The organism is Hymenobacter psoromatis (assembly GCF_020012125.1).
GTDB classification, from domain to species: domain Bacteria; phylum Bacteroidota; class Bacteroidia; order Cytophagales; family Hymenobacteraceae; genus Hymenobacter; species Hymenobacter psoromatis.
Window position 1 is genome coordinate 56476 of sequence record NZ_JAIFAG010000003.1, and the last position, 21228, is coordinate 77703.

Here is a 21228-nt window from a genome sequence, read left to right on the forward strand (position 1 = left end):
TATGGCACGCCGCGTTTTTTTCAGTTTCCACTACAAACGCGACTCTCATAGAGTCGCGCAGATTCATGAATGTAACACAATTTCCGACCACTTCGAGAAAACCCCTTTTTTGAAAGGTTCCGAGTGGGAATCCATTGAGCGGCAAGGTGACAAAGCAATCCAAAATTGGATTGATAACCAGATGAAGGGATGTGGTGTAGTGGTAGTACTCGTTGGTCTTGAAACGGCTAACCGCCGTTGGGTTAAATATGAAGTCGCTAAAGCCCATCAAGAAGATAGAGGCATTGTCTGTATCAATATGGCTGGCATGAAGAATTTGCTAAGCCAAACTGACTCAGCTGGACCTAGCCCGTTGCAGACAGTAGTTGACTCCAATGGCCGCTCCCTTGCCTCTCTCGGAAAGTATAAAACATACAGTTGGCTTGGCGATTTAGGCAGAAATAATGTAGACAAATGGATTGAGGAGGCGGCTGTAAATGCTGGTCGATAGACAGGATACCCCCTTACTACATTCGCTCAGCTAAATCAAAAGGCCCCTGTTGATACCAGCAGAGACCTTTTGATTTATGAATCTTCATAAGAGCTGTGCTCTTTTGCCCTGTGACGCTTCTCCACTCGCCTCCCTAACAATTGCTGCCCCGCTGGCCCAAGTAATTCAAGCATCCACACCCCATTGGGGTACTCATGGTCATTGGCTAATGCGTAGCGGGGCCTACGCACCTGCCTACCCGTGGTGCTGCACCTGCACAAGTACCTGCCCCACGTCGCGCAATTAGCTGCCCTTACACGCCTGGCGCTGACAAGCAAAATCGGGCGCAAGACCTTTACCACGCTCAAGATTTACCAGGGCTTGCCTAAGTCCCAAGTAATGCTGGCCACCGGCCTCCAGACCGAAACCAGCTTTAACCGCTACCTAGGCATCGACGAGGCGGAGCTGGTCGACAGCTTCAAAAAGACCGCGCGCAGGGTGGCGGAAAAGGGTGGCGGCTCAACGGTATCGGTGGCCTAACGGAGCCATTCACAGAAATTAAAACCGCGCTGAATGCCCTGGTAAGGCACATTTAGTAGGCTACACTAGGCTACGGGTGTCAGATAAGTTCCGTCCAGACTTATCCTTTTATCACATATTTACGTTGAAAATTTAAGTCTCAGTACGACAATGAATGATTATCGGTACTAAGTTGAGAGCGGAGTCAAAGAACCATTTCCCCAAAGTAGCTCCCTAAGGGCCGGGGTCATAGTCGTGGAGTACTTTAGCCTTCTGGTTTCTACTCACCCGAATGCTTACCCCCGAACAACACGCCCGCCAGCTTATCGATGCGCAACTCACTGCTGCCGGCTGGGTAGTGCAGGACTACAAGCAGCTGAACCTGGGCGCGGGTGCCGGCATCGCGGTGCGCGAATATCCCACGGCCTCCGGGCCAGCCGACTACGCGCTGCTCATCGACCGCCGGCTGGTGGGGATTGTGGAAGCCAAGAAGGAAGGCACCTCGCTCACGGCTGTGGCCGAGCAGACGGCCCGCTACCAGGCCAGCGCTACTAAGCACGCGCCCCGCGTGGCCGACGAGTTACCCTTTGGCTACGAGGCCAACGGGCAGGAAATCCGCTTTGCCGACGCGCGCGACCCGGAGCCGCGCTCGCGGCCGGTGTTCGGCTTTCACCGGCCCGAGACGCTGCGCGACTGGACCCGGCAGATTGGCACGCTGCGGGCGCGGCTGCGCACCCTGCCGGCCGTGCACACGGCCGGGCTGCGCGACTGTCAGATTGAAGCTCTTCGCAACCTCGACGTGAGTTTCAAGGACGACCGGCCGCGGGCGCTGATTCAGATGGCCACGGGCTCGGGTAAGACTTTTACGGCGGTGTCGTTCGTGTACCGGCTCATCAAGTTTGCGGGGGCCAAGCGGGTGCTGTTTCTGGTGGACCGGGGCAACCTGGGGCGGCAGACGTTGCAGGAATTTCAGCAGTACACGGCCCCTGATGATGGACGCAAGTTTACGGAGCTCTATAACGTGCAGCACCTGACTTCCAACCAGCTTGACACGGTGAGCAAGGTGACCATTACCACCATCCAGCGGCTGTATTCGATGCTGCGGGGCGAGGCGGAGTACGATGCGGGCAACGAGGAGCGGTCGGGCTTTGAGCTGAATACCGACGCGCCGCAGCGGCCCCGCGAGGTGGCCTACAACCCGGCCGTGCCACCCGAGGCCTACGACTTCGTGGTGATTGACGAGTGCCACCGCTCCATCTACAACGTGTGGCAGCAGGTGCTGGAGTACTTCGATGCCCACCTCATCGGCCTCACGGCCACGCCGGCCAAGCAAACCTTTGGCTTCTTCAACCAGAACCTGGTGATGGAGTACAGCCACGAGCGGGCCGTGGTGGACGGCGTGAACGTGGGCTCCGACGTGTTTCGTATCCAGACCGAAATCACGGCGCGCGGGGCCCGCATCGAGAAGGGCAGCGCCGTGAAGCTAATGGAGCGCCAGACCCGCAAGCGCCGCTGGGAAACCCTCGACGACGACCTCGTGTACTCCGCTACCCAGCTCGACCGCTCGGTAACGGCCCCCGACCAGATTCGGACGGTGCTGGCCGAGTGGAAGGCCCTCCTGTTTACGGAGCTGTTTCCGGGCCGCAGCATCGTGCCCAAAACCCTCATTTTTGCCAAGAGCGACCACCACGCCGACGAGATTGTGGAGCTGGTGCGCGAGCTCTTTGGCAAGGGCAACGACTTCTGCAAAAAGATTACCTACGGGGCCGAGGAAAACGCCGATACGCTCATCCGCAAGTTTCGCAACGAGTACAACCCGCGCGTGGCCGTGACGGTGGACATGATTTCGACCGGCACCGACATCAAGCCCCTGGAGTGCCTCATTTTTCTGCGCGACGTGCGCAGCCGGGTGTATTTCGACCAGATGAAGGGGCGCGGCACCCGCGTCATCAACACCTCCGATTTGATGGCCCTGAACCCCGGCACCGAGCCGGGGGCCGAGGCCAAAACCCGCTTCGTGCTGGTGGACGCCGTGGGCGTGACCGACTCGGTGAAGAAGGACACCGAGAGCGTAGAGCGCGTGCCCGGCGGCCTGGGCTTCGAGCGGCTGCTGCACGCCGTGGCCCTGGGCAACCACGAGCCCGCCCAGCTGCGCAGCCTGGCCACCCGCCTGGCCCGCCTCGACCGCCAGCTCACGCCCGACGACCGCGCCGCCGTGGCGGCCCAGACCCAGGGCACGGCCACCGTGCAGCAGCTCGCCGCCCGCCTCTACGATGCTGTGGACCCCGTGCGCCAGGAAGCCGAGGCCCTGCGCCTGGCCACCGCCGAAGCCCACGCCGCCGGCCAGCCCGCCCCCGGCGAGCCGGGCGCGGCCCTCACCGAGCCGACCGACGCCCACTGGCAGCAGGCCGTGCAGGCCCTCACCGCGCGGGCCGTGCACCTCTTCGACGACCCGGCCCTGCGCACGCTGCTGGCCAAGGTGCACGCCCAGCACGACCTCGTGATTGACCTGGTGAGCAAAGACCAGGTGCTGAGCGCCGGCTACGAAAGCCAGACCTCGCCCGAGGCCGCGCAGGCGGCCCTGGCCCAGGCGCGCATCGACAAGTTTCAGGCGTTTATTGCGGCGCACAAGGACGAAATCACGGCCTTGCAGCTGCTGCACAACCAGCCCTACGCCCGCCGGGCCGTCACCTTCGCCCAGATTCGGGAGCTGGCCCTGGCCCTGCGCCTCGACAACCCCCAGCTGACACCCGAAAGCCTCTGGGCCGCCTACGAGCAGCTCGAAAAGGCGCGGGTGCGCGGGGCCGGCCCCCGCACGCTGCTCACCAACCTCATCAGCCTGGTGCGCTTCGCCCTGCACCAGACCGACACGCTCACCGCCTACCCCCTCACCGTGGACGAGCGGTTTGGGGCCTGGCTCGCCCAGGCGCAGCAGGCCGGCCGCGCCTTTACCGCCGAGCAGCAGCGCTGGCTGGGCATGATGAAGGAGAAGGTGGCCACCTCCCTGAGCGTGGAGGCCGAAGACTTCACCCTACCCCCCTTCGTGGACCAGGGCGGCTACGCCCGCGCCCGCCAGGTGTTCGGGGCTGATTTGCAGGCTATTGTGGATGAATTGAACGAGGCACTGGCCGCGTAAGGAGTTGTTAGAATATTATGGAAGAGAAAGCAGAATTGCCGCAAGGCTGGGTTTGGACGACTATTAGCCAAATCGGAAAAACTGTTACTGGTAACACTCCAAGTACAAGCAAGCCGGAATTTTACGGAGGTAGCATACCCTTTTTCAAACCCAGCGACTTGGGCTCAGGCTATGCGTTAACCGAAGCTGAAACGAATTTGACCGAAGCCGGTGCGCACTCCGTCAGGGTTTTACCAGCAGAATCAATTCTTGTTACTTGCATTGGCGCTACGATTGGAAAGACTGGTTTTGCGAAAGTTGCCGGCACAACTAATCAGCAGATAAATGCGCTTGTTCCTGATACCTCTATCGTTCTGCCTCAGTTTGGGTATTTCGCATTCATCTCTCCCGTCCTTTTTCGGCAGATAATTGACAATGCTTCTTCTACGACGCTTCCAATTCTTAATAAGAGCAAATTTGAGGCGCTGAACTTCCCCCTACCCCCCCTACCCGAGCAGCGCCGCATCGTGGCGAAGCTGGAGGAGCTGTTCAGCCGGCTCGATGCGGGCGTGGCGGCCGTGCGCCGCAGCCAGGCCCTGCTGAAACGCTACCGCCAATCGGTGCTGCACGCGGCCGTGACCGGCGAGCTGACCCGCGCCTGGCGGGTAGCCCACCCTACCCCCCCCGAAACCGGCGAAGCCCTGCTCACCCGCATCCGCGCCGAGCGCCGGGCGCAGTGGGAAGCCGCTCAAGTCGCCAAGCGCGGCGGCCAGCTCCCGCTGAACGATGCCTGGAAATCGAAGTATGTGGAGCCCGAAATGCCCGATACCAGCGAGCTGCCGGAGCTGCCGGCGGGGTGGGTGTGGGCGAGTGTTGAGCAGCTTGGTAGAGTTGGAGACCAAACTGTTATGACAGGCCCATTTGGTACGTCTCTGGGCAGAGAAGATTTTATTAAAGACGGAATTCCTGTTCTAACAATTGGCTGCCTCACAGAACAGGGAATCAACTTGAATAAAGCAGTCCACATTAGCGAACAGAAAGCCACCGATTTAGAACGGTATCGGTTGTCGGTTGGTGACTTGCTTTTTTCGCGAATGGCCTCCGTTGGGCGTGCCGGCTTCGTTTCAGCAAGCTTTGAGGGGGCTTTTTTCAACTATCACATTATGCGGTTACGCCTCGCGAATCACATAATAAAGCCTCATTATTTTCTCTATTATGTTAGAGGTTCAGGTGAAGTTGTCAATTACCTAAAACGTGTAAATCACGGTGCTACAAGGGACGGAATAAACACAGAGCAGCTTCTAAACATGCCTGTTTGCCTACCCCCCTTCGCCGAGCAAGCCGAAATTATAGCCGAAGTAGAGCGCCGCCTCACCGTGCTCGATGCCCTGAGCCAGACCCTCACCGCCGAGCTGAAACGCGCCGAGCGCCTGCGCCAGAGCCTGCTGCACCGGGCCTTCACCGGCCGCCTCGTGCCTCAGGATTCCACCGACGAGCCGGCCGCCGCCCTGCTGGCCCGGTTGCGCGCAGCCCCGGCCGCTGGTCCGGCCAAAGCCGCTGCCAAGGGCCCGCGCGGGCGCAAGGCCCCGGCCCAGCAAACTACTTTAGGGCTTTAGAAACGCCGGATAATGTCGGAAAACCACGTTTTCGAGAAGAAGAGCTACCGCAAGGCCTTTGGCCCCTCGGCCGACCTGAGCGACCTGGCCAAAACCTGCGTGTGCCTGGCCAACGCGCGCGGCGGCACCCTGCAAATCGGAATGGAAGACAAGCAGGAACTCCCGCCGCCCGAGCAGCGCATCGACCCGGCGGCCGCCAATCTGCTGGTCCGCAGCCTGGGCGGCCGGGCCATCAACGTGGGCCTGGCCGACCCGCTCGTCATTACCAGTGTCAACGGGGGGCAGTATTTGCAGCTGTGGGTGCATCCGTCGCTCAATACCATTGCTACCACGTCCGACGGGCGCGTGTACATGCGGCTGGGCGAGGAATGCCGGCCGGTAGTGGGCGACGACCTGCTGCGGCTGGCGGGCGAGAAAAGCGGCTTTCAGTGGGAGCTGCACACGCCGCACAGCGTGCCTCAAACCGAGCTAAACCCGGCCGAAATCCGCTTCTTCGTGGAGAAAATCCGCGCCGCGCCTACCAATAAGGTCAGCCCGTTCGTCAAGGGCAAAAGCACGGCCGAAATCCTGACGCATTACAAGCTGCTGCGCGAAGACGGCCTGGCCACCAACCTGGGCATTTTGTGGCTGGGTACCCCCTACCAGCGGGCCCGGCTGCGCTACGGCCTGCTGGTGCAATACCTGGTGTACGACGAGCAGGAACGCCGCATCCGCAAAGAAACCTGGATGGACTTCCGGTTCAACCCGTTGCAGCTGCTGGACGAAGTGCTGGCGCAGGGCGTTGAGCTGCACTACTACCACGAAGTGCCCGAAGGGCTGTACCGGCGGCAAGTGCGGCGCTACCCCGAAGCCGTGCTGCGCGAGCTGCTGGCCAACGCCTTTGCCCACCGCCTCTACACGGTGGCCACCGACGTGGCCATTCGCGTGTACCCGGACCGGCTGGAAATTGAAAGCCCCGGCCACCTGCCCCTGGGCGTGACGCCCACCACCATTCTGCACGAGCGGGTGCGCCGCAACCAGGCCCTGATGGACACCTTTCAGGCCACGGGCCTGATGGAAGGCGAAGGCTCTGGCTACGACCTCATTTATGAAAAGCTGAGCCGCGACGCCAAGCCCTTGCCCGATATCGACGATTCATACAGCAATTTACGCGTCACCATCTACGCTAAAGCGCCCAACCCCACGGCCGTCGCGCTGCTCGATACCCTGGCTCGGTTCTACGACTTCCGGCAGAAGGAAATCATCACGCTGGGCATCATTGCCCAACATGGCCCCATCGGCGCACCCGCGCTCACGCAGGCCTTGCAGCTGCGCCAGGAAGAACGGCTCCGGTCCTGGCTGGGCCGCCTGGTAGAATGGGAAATTGTGCTGGCCCGCGGGGTGAAAAAGAGCACCGAATACCTGGTGAATCCCAAAGCCTACGCGGCCGCCAATCTCGACGTAAAGCCCAGCCTGAAAACGATGGAGCCGCACCGGCTGCGGGCCTTAATTGAAGAAGACTTGCGGGCTTACCCTGACAGTTCAATAGCGCAGATTCATCGGCGGCTGGAGGAACTACCCCTGCTGGAAATAAGGCGCGAAGTGTACGGTATGGTAGAAGAAGGACGAGTTATTCCTAGCCTGGGAGGCACCCGAAGTCGCCGCTATTCACTGCCATAAAAAAAACAACTAAAAAACAAATAGAAAACAAAATTGCGTTTCTAGCTTGGAAACGCAGTTTCAGTTGTTTTCTCTTATGACAAAATGTATTACAATGTAATACAACAACCCCTCCTCAACATGCGCCAGCCTACCCTCAATGCCACCGCCCAATCCCTTGTTCAACGCGTCTGGGGCTACGCGACCGTACTCCGCGACGACGGCGTGGGCTACGGCGACTACGTGGAGCAAATCACTTACCTACTGTTTCTGAAGATGGCCGACGAGCAGGCCGGTGCGCCCAACGCGCCCGCCGTGCCCGAGGGGAAAGACTGGGCCAGCCTGCGCCACCTCGAAGGCGACGCGCTGGAAGTGCAGTACCGCCACCTGCTCACCGACCTGGGCAAGGAGCCCGGCATGCTGGGCGTCATCTTCAAGAAGGCCCAGAACAAGATTCAGAACCCCGCCCGCCTCAAGCACCTGCTGGCCCTGATTGACCGCGAAAACTGGTCGGGTCTGGGCTTCGACGTGAAGGGTGAGATTTACGAAGGCCTGCTGCAAAAGAACGCCGAGGACGTGAAGGGCGGCGCGGGCCAGTACTTCACGCCGCGCCCGCTCATCCAAGCCATCGTGGAGGCCGTGGCCCCTACCCCTGGCCAGACCATCTGCGACCCCGCCTGCGGCACCGCCGGCTTCCTGCTGGTGGCCCGCGACTACCTCGTGGACACCTACGGGGCCGAAATGGACCGCGAGCAGCTCAAGTTCCTGCGCGACCATACCTTCCACGGCACCGACATCGTGGACTCGGTGGTGCGCCTGGCCGCCATGAACCTCTACCTGCACGGCGTCGGTTCGACCGAAAGCCCGGTCAAAAACCAGGATTCCCTGCTCTCCGACCCCGGCGAGCGCTACGACTTCATCCTGGCTAACCCGCCCTTCGGCAAGAAGAGCAGTATCACGGTGATGAGCGAGGAGGGCCAGACCAGCAAAGACACGCTCAGCTATGAGCGCACCGACTTCGTGGCCACCACCAGCAACAAGCAGCTCAACTTCGTTCAGCACATCTACACCATTCTCAAGGTAGGCGGCACCGCCGCCGTGGTGCTGCCCGACAACGTGCTCTTCGAGGGCGGGGCCGGCGAAACCATCCGCCGCAAGCTCTTGCAGGATTGCAACGTGCACACGCTGCTGCGCCTGCCCACCGGCATTTTCTACGCCCAGGGTGTAAAGGCCAACGTCATCTTCTTTGAGAAGCACGCCGCCGCCGAGCAGGCCCAAACCAAGGACCTTTGGGTATACGACCTGCGCACCAACCAGCACTTCACCCCCAAGGGCAACCCGCTCACGCTCACGCACCTCCAAGACTTCATCGCCTGCTACGGGAAACCCGGCCAACGCGCCCAGCGCCAGGAAACCGACCAGTTTCACCGCTACGACCTGGCCCAGCTGCTGGCCCGCGACAAAATAAACCTCGACATCTTCTGGCTGAAGGACGACGCGCTGGAAGACAGCGCTACCCTACCCGCGCCCGATGTGCTGGCCCTGGAAATCACCGAGAACCTGCAAGCCGCGCTGGCGCAGTTTGCCAGCATTGCCGAGGAGTTAGAGGAAGTCGCATGAACCCAGCGTTCGACCAGCGGGTTGCCCGGTTACCGGGATACTTGGCGCAGCTCATCGCCCAAATCCCGCGTACCCGCCTTGCCCTGGGCCAAGACCTGCCGGCCGCTGGGGTGTACGCGTTCTACGAGCACGGCCATGCGCAGTACGTGGGCCGCACCGGACGGCTACGGCAGCGGCTCCTGGAACACGGCGGCAACGCTTCCAGCCACTACAGCGCATCGTTTGCCTTTTTGCTGGCCCGCGAGGCCGCTCAGGGCCTCGCCATTGACCTAGACCGGCCCCGCCATGTGCTGCAACGCTGTCCGCTGTTCGGGCCGTTGTTCACAGCTGCCAAAGCGCGCGTAGCCGGCATGGAAATCCGCTGGATCGCGGTAGCCGATGACGTTGAACAAACCTTATTTGAGGTATACGCGGCTTTGGCGTTGAACACGCCCCACAACCACTTCAATCCATCATAGAAGTAGTGGATTGGCGTCAGGATACTGTCCAGGGGAGGAATAGCGGAGCTATAACGAATGCTGTAGAAGGTGTGCTTGGCCTTGGCTTTGACTAAGGCCAAACACGGTGCGATAGCTGCTTACTAACTCAAGATGAGTGGTCGAACGCCATGCTAACAGGTACTCCAATAAAGGTTAGCCAAAAAAGCTCAAAAAAAGCATCTCTACGCGCTGGAAAAGCCTTCGTCAAAACCATCCAATAAGGGCCCCTGGGCGGCGGCCAGCGTCGAGCGGCTTTCGGCCACCTGGCGCAAGCCTATGGCGCGGCAGGCTGCCTACTAACGCAGAGGTTTCGGAGGAGGGGCTTTTCCCGTAGGGCCGGGAAATTACCCCTCCTAGGCGCTCCTGTTTTACGCGACTCCCTGCCTATAGCCCCGTCCCGGCTACGGCGTCACGTTGAAAAAGTGGCCCACCACGGCCGTCAGGCCCAGGGCCAGGGCGCCCCAGAAGGTCACGCGGACCGCGGCGCGCAGCATCCCCGAACCGCCCACGTAGGCGGCCAGCACCCCCAGCACCGCCAAAAACAGCAGGGCCGTGGCCGAAACCGTCCAGACCAACCCGGCCGGGGGAGCCAGCAAGATGGTAGCCAGCGGCAAGGCCGCTCCCACCGTGAAAGAAGCCGCCGACGCCAGCGCGGCCTGGATGGGCTTGGCGGCAATAGTTTCAGAGATGCCGAGCTCCTCGCGGGCGTGGGTGCCCAGTGCGTCGTGGGCCATGAGCTGCTGCGCCACCTGGGCGGCCAACGCGGGGGCCAAGCCACGCCCCACGTAGAGGTCGGCCATCTCCTGCTGCTCAGCTTGCGGGTCAGTGCGCAGCTCTTCCTGCTCGCGGTCCAGGTCGGCCTGCTCCGAATCGGCCTGGGAGCTGACGGACACGTACTCCCCGGTGGCCATCGACATGGCCCCGGCCACCAGGCCCGCTACGCCGGCCACCAGCACGTTGTGGGCCGAGGCGTGGGCCGCCGCCACGCCCACCACCAGACTGGACGTGGAAATAATGCCGTCGTTGGCCCCCAGCACCGCGGCCCGCAGCCAGCCAATTCGTTGGGTATGATGCTGCTCGATGTGTCGCATAGGCCAGGTGGTTCAAGAGGAAGGGCTTTGCTCCGGCCCGCGCCCGCGCCGCCAGCGGCCAACGGAAGGGACCCGAAAGCGCGCCTGGTAAAAAATGACACGGGGGAGCAGTTTGAGAAGAAGACCAGTTGGCCGCGGCAGGTGGGTGGCTTGGCGCCCCCACGCCCAGGGGTTTGTCGGGCCTAAAACGGGCGGGAAGGAAAAAGGGAGGCGGTCCAGATAAAGCAGACTGAATCAAGCCTTACTGAAAAGCTAGAAAAGCCGTTCATTTGGAACCACCTTTATAAGGATTCAGCGCCAACTTATAATTATAAAATTCTGACTATCATTACTAAGTGTTTCAGTAAAATCTTAATTTCGGCGTATTTAAGACTAATAAATAAAAATGTAAATATAAATAAATTATATATTTTTTAACGTGCAAAAAATAGGCTTGTTAACCGGTTTTTTTGCATGTTAGGGCTACTTCGAGTTGTTATCCTGTGAGATTAAGTAGCGCACGTAAGCTGCAAAAGATAATCCTAATGACTTTGCTTTCGCTACCGCAACCGCATAAAGCTCGTCCGACATCCGAACTTGATAGGGCGGCTTAGCTTTCTTCTCCATTGCGCAAATATAAAATGCACGAACGACATCTGAATTTTGTATGTTGTTTGTATATTTGTGTCGCTCATGTAGAGCAGCCTATCGCGTAGTGAGCAGAAAGAGGCCAGCCGCTGTCGCGACTGACCTCCGATGTAGCACCTGTTTGCAGCAGGCACTACGGCTGGGTCATTGACAACCCAACTCCAAAAATACATGGCAAACCATGTAATCGGGACAAGTACGCTCCACAGCGTCCTCCCATCCTGCCTGGGCGAACTACGCCAGCACGTCCTAGCCATCCTTCTCGGCAACCCGCTTTTCAGCGAAGCGGAACACTTACGGGCCAACCACTTCGTCCACGAGTGCGAGGACGTGCCTCGGCTCACCCGCTGGCACGCCAACGTCCTGGCCGAAATTGCCCGCCGCTTAGCCGCCGCTGCCCATCAGCGCAGCCAGGACGCCCTGCGCACTACGCTATGCCACATGCGCTCGGCCAGCTTCCGGGGCTACCGCCCGCGCCAACCCCAACCCGCCCCCGCCTGGGTACCCGGCGCGCCCCTGCCCGACCACGCCGACCGCCGCGCCGGCACCTTCGACCGCCGCGCGGCCGCTCGCTTCCAACCGGCTGACTCCCTGACGCTCGCTCACTTGCTTCCCAATCCGGCCCGATGAGCGACCGCCGCGACCTCCGCCACCTGCGCCGCGCCCGCCACCTGGCCAAGCGCCAGCAGCGCCAACTAGCTACCCTGGAGCTGGCCGGCCTCACCGCCGTCACCCTGCACACCCACGACCAGCAGCTGACCATCGCCATCGAGCGCCTCACCGGCGCGCCCCTTGTGGACGTGCTTCGCGAAGCCCTGCGCGAGCGCCGGCAAGCCTGCGCAGCCGAGGCTCGGCAGGTCCGCCGGGACTGGCTGGAGGGCGAAAAGTTGGACGGCCGACTGGCTCCTCCCGCGCCGCCCCCCCTGCCTTAGCTGCCCCTTCGTGTGCGACTCGCTATTCCTTCCCCCGCTGGCTGGCCAGGAGGCCGCCCCGCCGTGTCCCTTTCGCTCCGATTACTCCGCTACTATGCTTTCCCCCCCTGCCTCCCCGCTGCCCTATGCGCAGGCCACCCCCGCCCAGCGCATGCAGGCTCTGCTCGCGCTGCGCCAGCGGCTGCGTCATCACTTCCCTACCCTGTCCGAGCGGGCCTTCACCCGCGCCCTGGACGAGTTTCGGCCCGACCTGCTCCGGCGGGGGCCGCAGCTGGCTTTCCGGCCCCAGGACCTCACCCAGCTCGTGCAGCACCTGGCCACCAGTCCGGAGCTGCCCCTGCTGGACCCGCCCCGCTACGGGCTGCCGGCTTTGGACCTGGCCCAGTACGTGCTGCACACTAGTGAACTGGCCGTGCAGGCGCTGGCCGAGCTGGTAGCCCCCGGGATAGGTTGCGGCCCCCGCCTGCGGGCCCTGCTTCAGCGTCTGGCCTACCCCTACCCCCTAGCCGAGCGTATCGTGCAGGCCTGGCGCTGGGACCTGGCTAGTAGTCCCGCGCTGCCCGCGGGACTGCCCGGTGGGGGCCCCGCTCCCGGCAGCGCCGAGGTGCAGCGCCTGCTGCGCCGGTTGGCCTCCACCGATGGGTCGGGAGACGGGTGAGTACCCGGCCCCGCGCCGGCGCCCGGCCTGGGTGGTGGGCTGGCCCGCCGCGTACCGACTTAGGGCGTCCGCGCGACCACTTTCAGTAGCCCCGGCCCTCGCCTAGCCCGCTCATCGGCTAAGCCGCAACTGCAAAGGTGAGCAGTTCGGGCAGCGAGAGTTCCAGGCCCTCGGCCAGGCAGGCGAGCACGTCCAGCGTGGGGGCAGTCTGCGCCTTCTCGATGCGGTACACCGTCTTCTTGGTAATGTCGGCGGCATCGGCCAGCGCCTGCTGGCTCCAACCCCGGGCCTCGCGCAGCCGCCGCAGATGCTGGCCAAAAGCCTGAATGCTGGCGGGTTTTTTCACCCCCGCAAGCTCCGGCGTACCCCCGAACGCCTTGTGGACTTATGTGTCCTCAATTTGCTGAAAATTCGTATGTTTGTGTGCGGCCGCCCCCCTGGCTCCTCCCCCCCCGGCCAGGCCGCCACCCCACCCCACCCCACCCCCTTGTCGTCGCCTAGCGCCACCAGCAGCTTTTGCTTTCTCTCCCCTCCCTACTATTCTACCCCCATGCCCTCCCCTACCCTTGCTTCCCCCCCCGTCTCAGAAGCCACCTGCCTGCCCTTCAAGCAGACCACGGCCCGTCAGCGTCACCTGGCCATCGGCTACGTGATGGACGAGCTGGCTACTCACTTCCCCACCCTCGACTTCGTGACCTGGGCTGATGCCGTGCTGCGGCTGATGCCCGACCTCTGGGTGGAGGGGGAGGTGGTGTCGGTCGAGTACCCGGCCCTGCTCCAGCTCACCCAGTACCTGGCCGGTTCCCCGGAGCTGCCCCCGCTCGACCCGCCCATCTACTCCCCCCAGGCCGCCTACCTGGCCAAGCGCCTGCTCACCTATCAGGACGAGGCCATCCACGCCCTGGCCGACCTCGAGGCCAACCCGTCGGCCTACGGCCCCCACGTGCTCGCCCTGGTCACGGGCCTGGCCGCGGGCAACGGGATGGCCCACGAGGTGTACCGCGCCACCCATCCCGGCGCGGAGCACGCCCCCAATCGCCCGGACCCGGCCCCGGAGCGGGCGGCCGTGGCCGGGCGCGTGGCGGCCATTCAGCAGGCCCGCCAGCGGCGGTAGCTGCGCCTGCGCCCGCCCGCCGAACCTGCGGCCGGGAAAACGGCCCCTGGCTCGGCGCGCTGCTGCCCAGTCCCCTCCCCTGCCGGGCGGGCCACCCGCCCGGTGGCGGTTTCTCTCGTTCCCTACCTACTTCGCTACTTTTCTCTTTTATGCCTTCGTCCTTCCGTTTCCTTCCTATCTACTCTATTGCGGGCGGTCTGGTCCTGGCCGGCACCCTACTGAGTAGCTGCTCCTCCACCCCGGCCGGCGAGTCGGCCAGCGCCCCCACCTCTTTATTGGAAACCACCAAACCCCGGAGTTTGGGAGCGGCGGCCGACTCGCTCAACGGCATGCCGGGCCACCCGTTCGGTCAGCCGCTGAGTGCCTTCCCGAAGCTGCTCAAAGTCAGCGATGAGGGCCCCGGCCGGGTGATGTACCGCTTCGAGGGCGGCGACCCCAACCCGCGCTCCTGGTTTACCAAGCACTACGCCGACGTGCCGGGACAGTTCTACTTCTTTCAGGACGGGAAGCTGGTTGCCTTCCGGGCCGTGGCTCACTCCCCGGTCGGCATGGCCGCCCTGGAGCAGGAAGCGCGCTTTCTATTCGGGCGGGGGGATGAGGACGGCTCCCGCATCGACTGGACGGGGCAGAAAGTCCGCGTTACCCTGTGGAATCCCTTTTCCGAAGGCCGGGCCAGCAAGCAGCTGGACGTGCTCAGCCAGGCCGACCAGGCCGACCAGGCTCGTCGCAAGCAGGAACAGCTTAAAGCCGAGAACGGGCAGTAACGCGCCGGGCCGACATCCCTTTTTCCCACTCCCCTCCGTAGCTTCCAGGAAGCTGCTTTCCGCCGGGCGCGCCGGCTACCGACTGCGATTAGCCAGGTGCTTGGACGCCGCCTTCCCTCAGCTCTGCCACTTGGAGCCATACTTTTTTAGGATGGCCTGCACGGCGGGGTTTTGCGCGTCGCGGGCGCGAACCGCTGCCAGGAACCCGCTCACCTCCTGCTCTTCGGCCGGCGACAAGGGGGTAGAGCAAATGGGGGTCAGGTCTAGCTCGCGGGATTCTACCCCAAGTTTGAGGCGACGCGGGGAAGTAGGCGGAGCGGGCATGGCTTAATTGAAATTGGGATACGACGGCTGAACGCGCTTTTTCACCGCCGGGATTCTAAGATACGACTGGGTAGTAGCGAAGAGCCTTAACAGCGTTGCGCTCATAACTGGACCATGTGATACGGCCAGCCGCTACAGGACTTTTTGACCGCTACTTGCCAGGATATTCTGCCCTGGGCAAGCCGCTTTTCTGCTGGTCAGTTGGCTATTGGGGCTCGATTACCGGGCACCGCGTTACCGTTTTGCGGGCAGCTGTATAGCCTCCGCCGGCTTACTGTAGTTCTGGGTCCAACGAAGAACGCAGCCCCAAGGTGCACAATTAATTTAATACTACCTAGAGAACTTACTGCTGCTTACGACTCCTTTAAGCCCAGCATTTTTATTCGTTTACACCCTGAAAATCAAGCACTGCCGGCCGTAGGGTTTCATAAGTGTTACTTATCGAACCTATAGAAATTATAGTATTTATTGTCAATTACATAAGTTTCAAAGGTTCGCTAATGAACACTTATTAAACATGAAGAATTTATATCGTTGATTACTAGTGCTATGAATTCTATAGGTTCGATAACTAAGACTTATCGAACCTATAGAATTCGCAGTATTTTTACTATCAATGTGGTTTCTAGAGCCTGGTGTGCATTTCCCAGTAAATTGAGATGAGTTTTTCGGCTACCGAGCTTGCTACTCGTTATAGCCTAGGGCCACTAAGACTAAGAAAGTGCCATAACGAATTGCTTTTAGGGTCAACCATTTTTTGGCAACGCTCAACATACTTAAATTATATAGCAGGCTCTATATGTTTGATAATCCTTACTTATCGAACCTTATCCATTATCTTCTTATCTATCAGCTACTTGCAAAAATCACATGTGCGTTTTTAAACACTCGCTTTACGTTTTACCGTCCATTATCATCCGGGTAAAGCCGCCCGGCGGGTGGAGGCCGGAGGTGGTTAGGTAGTGGGGGAATTTGCCGGACCCCAAGCCGATGCCCGGCTGGCAGGGGAAAACGCCACTCCCGTGGTAGCGCGAAACGGGATGGAAAGTACCAAGCGCCGGCCGTGACCAAAACGGGTACCCCCCGTTGTGAACTGTGGCTGGCACCAGCCTGCTTGCCCAGAAATAGGCAGAACTTCCCGCCGTGGGCGCCAAGGCCTGGATGGTTTGCCAGGGGACACGCTGCGACCAGCGAGGGCTCTGGCTGTTGCCGGCCTGCGCCCGCGAGGAAGGAGCGCGGGTGCGGATGACCAACTACTCGGTCAGGACCACGGGGCCCGGTACCCAGTAGCGCCCCTGCCGCCGAACGAGCGGAAACAGCTTGAGGCGGGGGCCCGGCAAGCGATTTGCTGGATTGCCCGCTTGGCGATACGTCGCGCTGCGCTGCTGCCCGTCGCGCACGACGTCGGCCAGCGAGCGCAGCTGCCCGGCGGGGATAGTATCCAGGTCAAGGGGTCGCCACTCGATAACGCCCCGGTTAGGGGGCCGCGCGGACAGAGCCACCAGCAAGGTGTCCCCTTTGGCCAGCCAGGCAGCGGGGCTGCCCGTGGCCGGCGGTGCCAGGCGGTGACCGGTAAAAGCCGGGACCAGCAGGTGGAGTAGGGCTAAAGAAACGGGCCCCTCGATGCCGAGCGATTCGGCCGTTGACTGGGCTTGGACGTGGGGAACCGGAAAGAGTGAATCCGTCACTACCACCTACAGCTGGCGAGGCCAGCTACTGGCCGAGTCGGTAGCGGTCAAGTTTTGCGCCCGGACGGTGACCGGTGTGCTGCCTAACAGCCCAGGTAAGCTGCATCTAACTAGCGGGGGAGGAATCAGGAGAAAACTATTAGTGGTACGCCCGCTCCGTAGTGGCGGATAGGTTCGGTTAGCGGCGCGGCGCAGGCCGGCGCCAAAGGAGGCGCTTGCCGGCGCGCCCGCGGCCACTGGCTGCTGACCCTTTCCAACTCGTCTGGCCGCCAGTTGTACTCCCAAAGCCGGGCCGCCGGACGACGCCCGTGCGGGCGTGCGGGGTAGAAGCGCGCGGGCCAGCCCGAGGGGTTGGCGGGCGGGTTGGGCCGGCGGCAAGTGGCCAGGACCATGACGACGGAGTGGACTCCGGCACGGGCAGCCTACCGGCGAAGCGGGGACTGGTTAGGGCGGGTGCTCCCCACACCGCGCCCGGTCTTCGTCGCCGACGGGACAGCTTTGCCCGGCGGCTAGGGTAATCCACCCGAGCCTTTTGGGAGTAGCCCTCCGCTACATTTCTGGTTCGTAATCACGCGTTTTTTCTTCCTCCCTGCGCACGTCCTGCGTGCGCGTAGGGGGCGTGAGCGCGCGGGATATGTTGGCCACCGAGCGCTTCAAGGATTGCATGGTTGCCGGCTGGCTGGGACTGGCCTGGCCGGTTCGCCGCACCGGGTCGGTGTACGCCAGCCTTTCGGAGGGTAACTCTTTTAACATCCCCACCTGAGCCACCCGGCCGGTGCGTAGATACTCGTCAGGCTCGTGGGTCGTACGACCTTTCTCGGCGTTGCGCTCTATGTTACCCAACTTCAGATAAAAAACGTTGTCGTAGCCGCGCTCCTTCGCTACCAGCTTTACTTGTTCGGGGTCCAGGTGCCGGGCGGGGTCCAACTTGGAATTGAGGCGGGCCACCTGCGCGTCGAGCCGCGCATCCTTGGCCGCAAGTTGTTCGGGAGTCAGCGGCTTCTTGGCGCGGTTGCTGGCGGCCCGCTCCGTAATGTCAGCCGCTTTTTCTTTTACCCGTTGCTGGCGGGTGGGCGCGGGCGCACCGACTTCGCGCGTTGGGGTGCGACCCAACTCCTCGTCCAGCTGCGCGCCGGCCTGGGCCTGGAACTGCACGCGGTTGAAGCGCGTAGCTGCGCCCAATGGGTTCAAGGTTATCTGCTGGGCCGCGTCGCGGGCCGACACGATGACGTGAACGTGGGTTTGCAAACCGGGCTTCAGTTCGCCCTGCACGCCCGCATCGGTGCCCCGGTTTTTGCGGTCCTGGTGAATGGTCGCGGCCCAGACTAATTCACTTTCTCCCAACTCGCGCCCGCCTTTCAGGTTAAAGTTTTTCGCGTACAGCTCCATTACGTTTTGGGTGTAGCGCTCCAACGCCCGCGCATCATTGCCCAACTCAGTCAACTCATCCGCGCTCGGACTTAGCACCAGGGAGTAGAACTTGGCTGCGTCCTTCCCTAACCCTTTGTGGTTGTTATCCACCAGGTCCACGACCTCATCGGCGGTGAGCCCGCCCTTAGCAGCGGAGCTAAAGAAGGTCGCCGTCTGCCCCTGCTCTTTGGCTTCCTGTTCCAGGTAGTTGGTCGTGCGCCGCGCGCTCCCCGCGTTCGCGTACACCTTCTTGCCGTTGGTCGCAGGATTGATAATCTTGACGTACATCGAAGATAGAGTGGGAAGGAATTGGAGGCAATGCCCGAAGCAATAACGGAGACAAGTACACTTTTTTAATTGGTGCAACTCACGGTTTCGGTGGAGCCGGTGGCGTAACTGGCGTAGCGGCGGGTACGGGTTGGGCTGCGGGTTTAGGTGGCGCTGGAACGGGAGTCAGCGCCGGCCGTGCCGTCAACCTGGGTCGGGCAACTGGTGATTTGTCAGCAATTTTCTGCGCTTCTACAACCAGTTGTTTATCGCGTTGGCCGTCATAATTCGCCGTGCTCCTGTTTACTTCTTCGTTTGAAAGTGGTTGGTCTTTGGTCTTTAGTAGTACCGCATTGGTTAGGACCCGTGCGATGTGCGTGTCCACTCCATTGCGGATTACCCGCTCCAGCATTGGGGCTAACACCTGCGACTCAACCATCTGCTGATAACTCAAAATGTTATCCTCAATCTGGCCCAGGTACGCGAAGAGTCCCCCCTGCTGCGCCTGCTGATACTTGTAATTCTCCTTCTCGAAGTTGCGCAGAATGGCAATGATTCGGGTGCCTACCTCCCCCGTTAGCTTGCGCACATCGTAGCTCACGTCTAGTAACTTCTCGCGGGTCTTCACGCCTTCGGCCAGCGTCGTGGTCTTCGTTGGGTCCAACCCATTTTCAGCGAAGTAGCGGATGGCCGCGCTCGCGTATTCGCACTTGGATATGCCAGCATTACGAGCGTGAGTATTGAGTAGGCTTACCGCATCGGCCTCCAATTTTACAGTATCAGTCAGACTTTTCTTAGCTGGTTTGCCATTGTTGGCTTCAGGGGTGTTTACTAGATTCGCCATAAGAATTTGAAAAAAGTTACTAATTATCTACTATTTATCAATGAGTTATTGCGAAAAGTTACTCATTAAGCTAACTCATTGATAAAGCTAAGGTATTTATAAGCTATTTTAGCTAAAAAGTTACTTTTAATTACTTGATTTGTAGCTAATTATGGCCTATAGTAACTCACAAACTATGTTTGTGCCTGATAATCAATGCGGTAGCTTTGATTTGAAGTGCTCCTCTCGCTAACTATTACTGCCGGTCGTTGAATTAGCACCCTATGTCGTCCACAAGCTACTACCCGACTAGCACCTGTCCTACTGCTATCCCGCATTATCTAGCCCGCCTCCTTAGCCACAATCCGCCCCTCCGTGCCCCTATCAACCCATGCGGCCACCCTACCTAGCCTCCCCCTTCTTACATGGCCTTACACCCCAGAATCACCTTCACCGCCCATCAGCTCCTACCCGACCCAGCCAAAGAACCCCACGACTAGAATTTAGAAAGAGCTATTAACCCCCATCCTCCCTTCGCCGGTAATCAGCAAAAACTACCCGAGTCCCAAAATTTCACCCCATCAAATCCGCCAAAATTGAAGCACCCCACCGCAGCAACAGCCACCAATAAGCTACGGCTACCACCTGGCAAAAATTACCCTCAACCCCAATCAGCCCTTACCCCGCCGAGCCAAATAGCATCAGAATCTCAACTAAAGCCACCAAAAAAACTGACTATCTTCTCTCTACGCCCACCCTAATAAGGAAGCAGATGTCAACCAAGTACGCCCCTGCTCCCCCTAATAAAACCCCTCACACCAGCCCCTCCCGCCTCCTCAGAATCATCAGCCCCCAGTAATAAAGAATCAGCGAAAAGTAGCTCAGCCCCTAATACCCTAGCCCCCCCAGTTGCTTATTTCATCTCAGGCCTTCCTACCCTAGTCCCCCAAACGCAAACAAATTATCACCCTGGCCTTTGAAATAAAAGCCCCCTAGCCAATACCACCATCCCCCCTATTGCGACAGAATTTAACCAGATACCTCCGCCGACCACCTATAAAAAGCAAGCTATCAGAACCCGACTCCTGGGCTAAAATCTACCCACTTTTACCAAAGCCGATAAACATCTCCTCCCGAAAATCCGCTACTTGGCCCTACCCCCAGCTGACAAAATTCCCCCGTTATCTACCATCAGGCCGCAGCTATTAGTACCAAAATCAGCTCATCTATCACCGTAGCTTTTTGATAAATTAATACCCCCAGCCCAATCAACCAGCATAGAAAATCTCCATAAATCTAAGCCCCCATCCGTCCGACTATACAGAAATACTACCCCCCGCCTACCCTACGGTTACGATAATTTCCTACTGCTACCTATCCGCCCACTACCCAGAATACCCATCAGCCGCTCCTGCCAACCAAGCCCTAAAGCAGCCGAAAATCAACAAGCCCCTCGTCCGCCTATACAAAAATACTACTTTAACCTACGCCGCTCCTATCAGAATTACCTGGGACCACCTATCCACTGCCCCCCCAAAATATAATGAATCTCCCTAAGCCTACCCCTGCCAAAAAACCCAAAAACTAAATTAGTTAAAAGTTCCCTACCCGAAAAAACCAACCATTTTTAAACGAGCACCCCCGACCACTAGCATCCTAATACCCACCTGGCCTCTTCCCGAAACCTATCATTATTGAAGCCTACCTCCCCAAGCCCAGCCAGTATAAAGAACTCATCAGCCAGCTCAGTCCCCCCCGAAATCAGCACTATACCCATCAGTCAGCCTCCCCTGAACAGTACCAACCGCCCTACCGCCAGCTGACAAAAAGCCTCCATTATCTACCCCCGGTCCGCAGCCATTAGTACCAAAATCACCTCCTCCAGCCGAACACTGCTGCTACATTTTTGCTTATCACTCGACCTGGCCCATCATAAAATCAACAGCATTTATCATCCGGGACCCACAATTTTGAGTAATTTTTTCTCTCATATGCAGCTAATCTCTGGGGCAATAAATTTTTAAAATAACACGTGCTCCCCCCGAGATAACCGTCATTTCCTACTACATCGACC

19 protein-coding genes and 2 pseudogenes are annotated in these 21228 nt (G+C 60.1%); 14 read left to right on the forward strand and 7 right to left on the reverse strand.

What is annotated here, in order from left to right; translation table 11 throughout:
• Position 1 precedes the first annotated feature (1 nt).
• The 4 genes and pseudogenes from LC531_RS22005 to LC531_RS23065 form a co-directional block, all read left to right on the forward strand.
• Positions 2–490, forward strand: coding sequence for a TIR domain-containing protein (locus LC531_RS22005; RefSeq protein ID WP_223654395.1), 489 nt, complete (start codon positions 2–4; stop codon positions 488–490).
• A gap of 240 nt (positions 491–730) precedes the next feature.
• Positions 731–1009 carry a hypothetical protein gene (locus LC531_RS22010; protein WP_223654396.1) on the forward strand — a complete coding sequence of 93 codons (279 nt, stop codon included), beginning with the start codon at positions 731–733 and terminating at the stop codon, positions 1007–1009.
• A 271-nt stretch (positions 1010–1280) separates the two neighbouring features.
• Complete coding sequence (locus LC531_RS22015; protein ID WP_223654404.1) at positions 1281–4124, forward strand: type I restriction endonuclease subunit R; 2844 nt, start codon at positions 1281–1283, stop codon at positions 4122–4124.
• Positions 4125–4141: 17 nt separating this feature from the next.
• Positions 4142–4597 (forward strand): annotated as a pseudogene (locus tag LC531_RS23065) (restriction endonuclease subunit S); the annotation flags it as partial.
• Between the two features lie 12 nt (positions 4598–4609).
• Here the strand turns inward: LC531_RS23065 and LC531_RS22025 are convergent.
• Complete coding sequence (locus LC531_RS22025; protein ID WP_223654438.1) at positions 4610–5005, reverse strand: hypothetical protein; 396 nt, start codon at positions 5003–5005, stop codon at positions 4610–4612.
• Positions 5006–5074: 69 nt separating this feature from the next.
• Here LC531_RS22025 and LC531_RS22030 point away from each other — a divergent pair.
• The 4 genes and pseudogenes from LC531_RS22030 to LC531_RS22045 form a co-directional block, all read left to right on the forward strand.
• Positions 5075–5719 (forward strand): annotated as a pseudogene (locus LC531_RS22030) (restriction endonuclease subunit S); the annotation flags it as partial.
• 12 nt (positions 5720–5731) lie between these two features.
• Positions 5732–7378 (forward strand): ATP-binding protein, encoded by a 1647-nt coding sequence (locus LC531_RS22035; RefSeq protein WP_223654406.1) that lies wholly within the window; start codon positions 5732–5734, stop codon positions 7376–7378.
• A 120-nt stretch (positions 7379–7498) separates the two neighbouring features.
• A complete protein-coding gene (locus LC531_RS22040) occupies positions 7499–8977 on the forward strand; it encodes a class I SAM-dependent DNA methyltransferase (protein WP_223654408.1) in 1479 nt (492 codons plus the stop codon).
• Entirely contained in the window at positions 8974–9435 is a 462-nt protein-coding gene (locus LC531_RS22045; protein ID WP_223654410.1) for a GIY-YIG nuclease family protein, read from the forward strand. The genes LC531_RS22040 and LC531_RS22045 overlap by 4 nt, the downstream gene beginning before the upstream one ends.
• A gap of 422 nt (positions 9436–9857) precedes the next feature.
• Here LC531_RS22045 and LC531_RS22050 read toward each other — a convergent pair whose 3' ends face one another.
• Positions 9858–10547, reverse strand: coding sequence for a VIT1/CCC1 transporter family protein (locus LC531_RS22050; protein ID WP_223654412.1), 690 nt, complete (start codon positions 10545–10547; stop codon positions 9858–9860).
• 646 nt (positions 10548–11193) lie between these two features.
• Here LC531_RS22050 and LC531_RS23070 point away from each other — a divergent pair.
• The 4 genes from LC531_RS23070 (at position 11194) to LC531_RS22070 (ending at position 12764) form a co-directional block, all read left to right on the forward strand.
• Positions 11194–11325 (forward strand): MJ0042-type zinc finger domain-containing protein, encoded by a 132-nt coding sequence (locus LC531_RS23070; protein WP_223654414.1) that lies wholly within the window; start codon positions 11194–11196, stop codon positions 11323–11325.
• A gap of 20 nt (positions 11326–11345) precedes the next feature.
• Positions 11346–11804: a hypothetical protein gene (locus LC531_RS22060; RefSeq protein WP_223654415.1), complete on the forward strand. Its 459-nt coding sequence runs from the start codon at positions 11346–11348 to the stop codon at positions 11802–11804.
• Positions 11801–12106, forward strand: coding sequence for a hypothetical protein (locus LC531_RS22065; RefSeq protein ID WP_223654416.1), 306 nt, complete (start codon positions 11801–11803; stop codon positions 12104–12106). Before LC531_RS22060 ends, LC531_RS22065 begins: the two co-directional genes overlap by 4 nt.
• A gap of 94 nt (positions 12107–12200) precedes the next feature.
• Positions 12201–12764: a hypothetical protein gene (locus LC531_RS22070; RefSeq protein WP_223654417.1), complete on the forward strand. Its 564-nt coding sequence runs from the start codon at positions 12201–12203 to the stop codon at positions 12762–12764.
• 118 nt (positions 12765–12882) lie between these two features.
• Here the strand turns inward: LC531_RS22070 and LC531_RS22075 are convergent, their stop codons facing one another.
• Positions 12883–13110 (reverse strand): helix-turn-helix domain-containing protein, encoded by a 228-nt coding sequence (locus LC531_RS22075; RefSeq protein ID WP_223654418.1) that lies wholly within the window; start codon positions 13108–13110, stop codon positions 12883–12885.
• A 204-nt stretch (positions 13111–13314) separates the two neighbouring features.
• Here LC531_RS22075 and LC531_RS22080 point away from each other — a divergent pair, with 204 nt between their 5' ends.
• Both LC531_RS22080 and LC531_RS22085 read left to right on the forward strand, forming a co-directional pair.
• Positions 13315–13878, forward strand: coding sequence for a hypothetical protein (locus LC531_RS22080; RefSeq protein ID WP_223654419.1), 564 nt, complete (start codon positions 13315–13317; stop codon positions 13876–13878).
• A 149-nt stretch (positions 13879–14027) separates the two neighbouring features.
• Positions 14028–14642, forward strand: a complete 615-nt coding sequence (locus LC531_RS22085; RefSeq protein ID WP_223654420.1) for a hypothetical protein — start codon at positions 14028–14030, stop codon at positions 14640–14642.
• 117 nt (positions 14643–14759) lie between these two features.
• Here LC531_RS22085 and LC531_RS22090 read toward each other — a convergent pair whose 3' ends face one another.
• The 4 genes from LC531_RS22090 to LC531_RS22105 form a co-directional block, all read right to left on the reverse strand.
• Positions 14760–14966, reverse strand: a complete 207-nt coding sequence (locus LC531_RS22090; RefSeq protein ID WP_223654422.1) for a hypothetical protein — start codon at positions 14964–14966, stop codon at positions 14760–14762.
• A 1253-nt stretch (positions 14967–16219) separates the two neighbouring features.
• Positions 16220–16654 (reverse strand): hypothetical protein, encoded by a 435-nt coding sequence (locus tag LC531_RS22095; protein ID WP_223654423.1) that lies wholly within the window; start codon positions 16652–16654, stop codon positions 16220–16222.
• 549 nt (positions 16655–17203) lie between these two features.
• On the reverse strand, positions 17204–18352 hold the full coding sequence (locus LC531_RS22100; protein WP_223654424.1) for a DUF5712 family protein: 1149 nt from the start codon (positions 18350–18352) through the stop codon (positions 17204–17206).
• 79 nt (positions 18353–18431) lie between these two features.
• Entirely contained in the window at positions 18432–19175 is a 744-nt protein-coding gene (locus LC531_RS22105) for a hypothetical protein (protein ID WP_223654425.1), read from the reverse strand.
• Positions 19176–21228: the final 2053 nt, after the last annotated feature.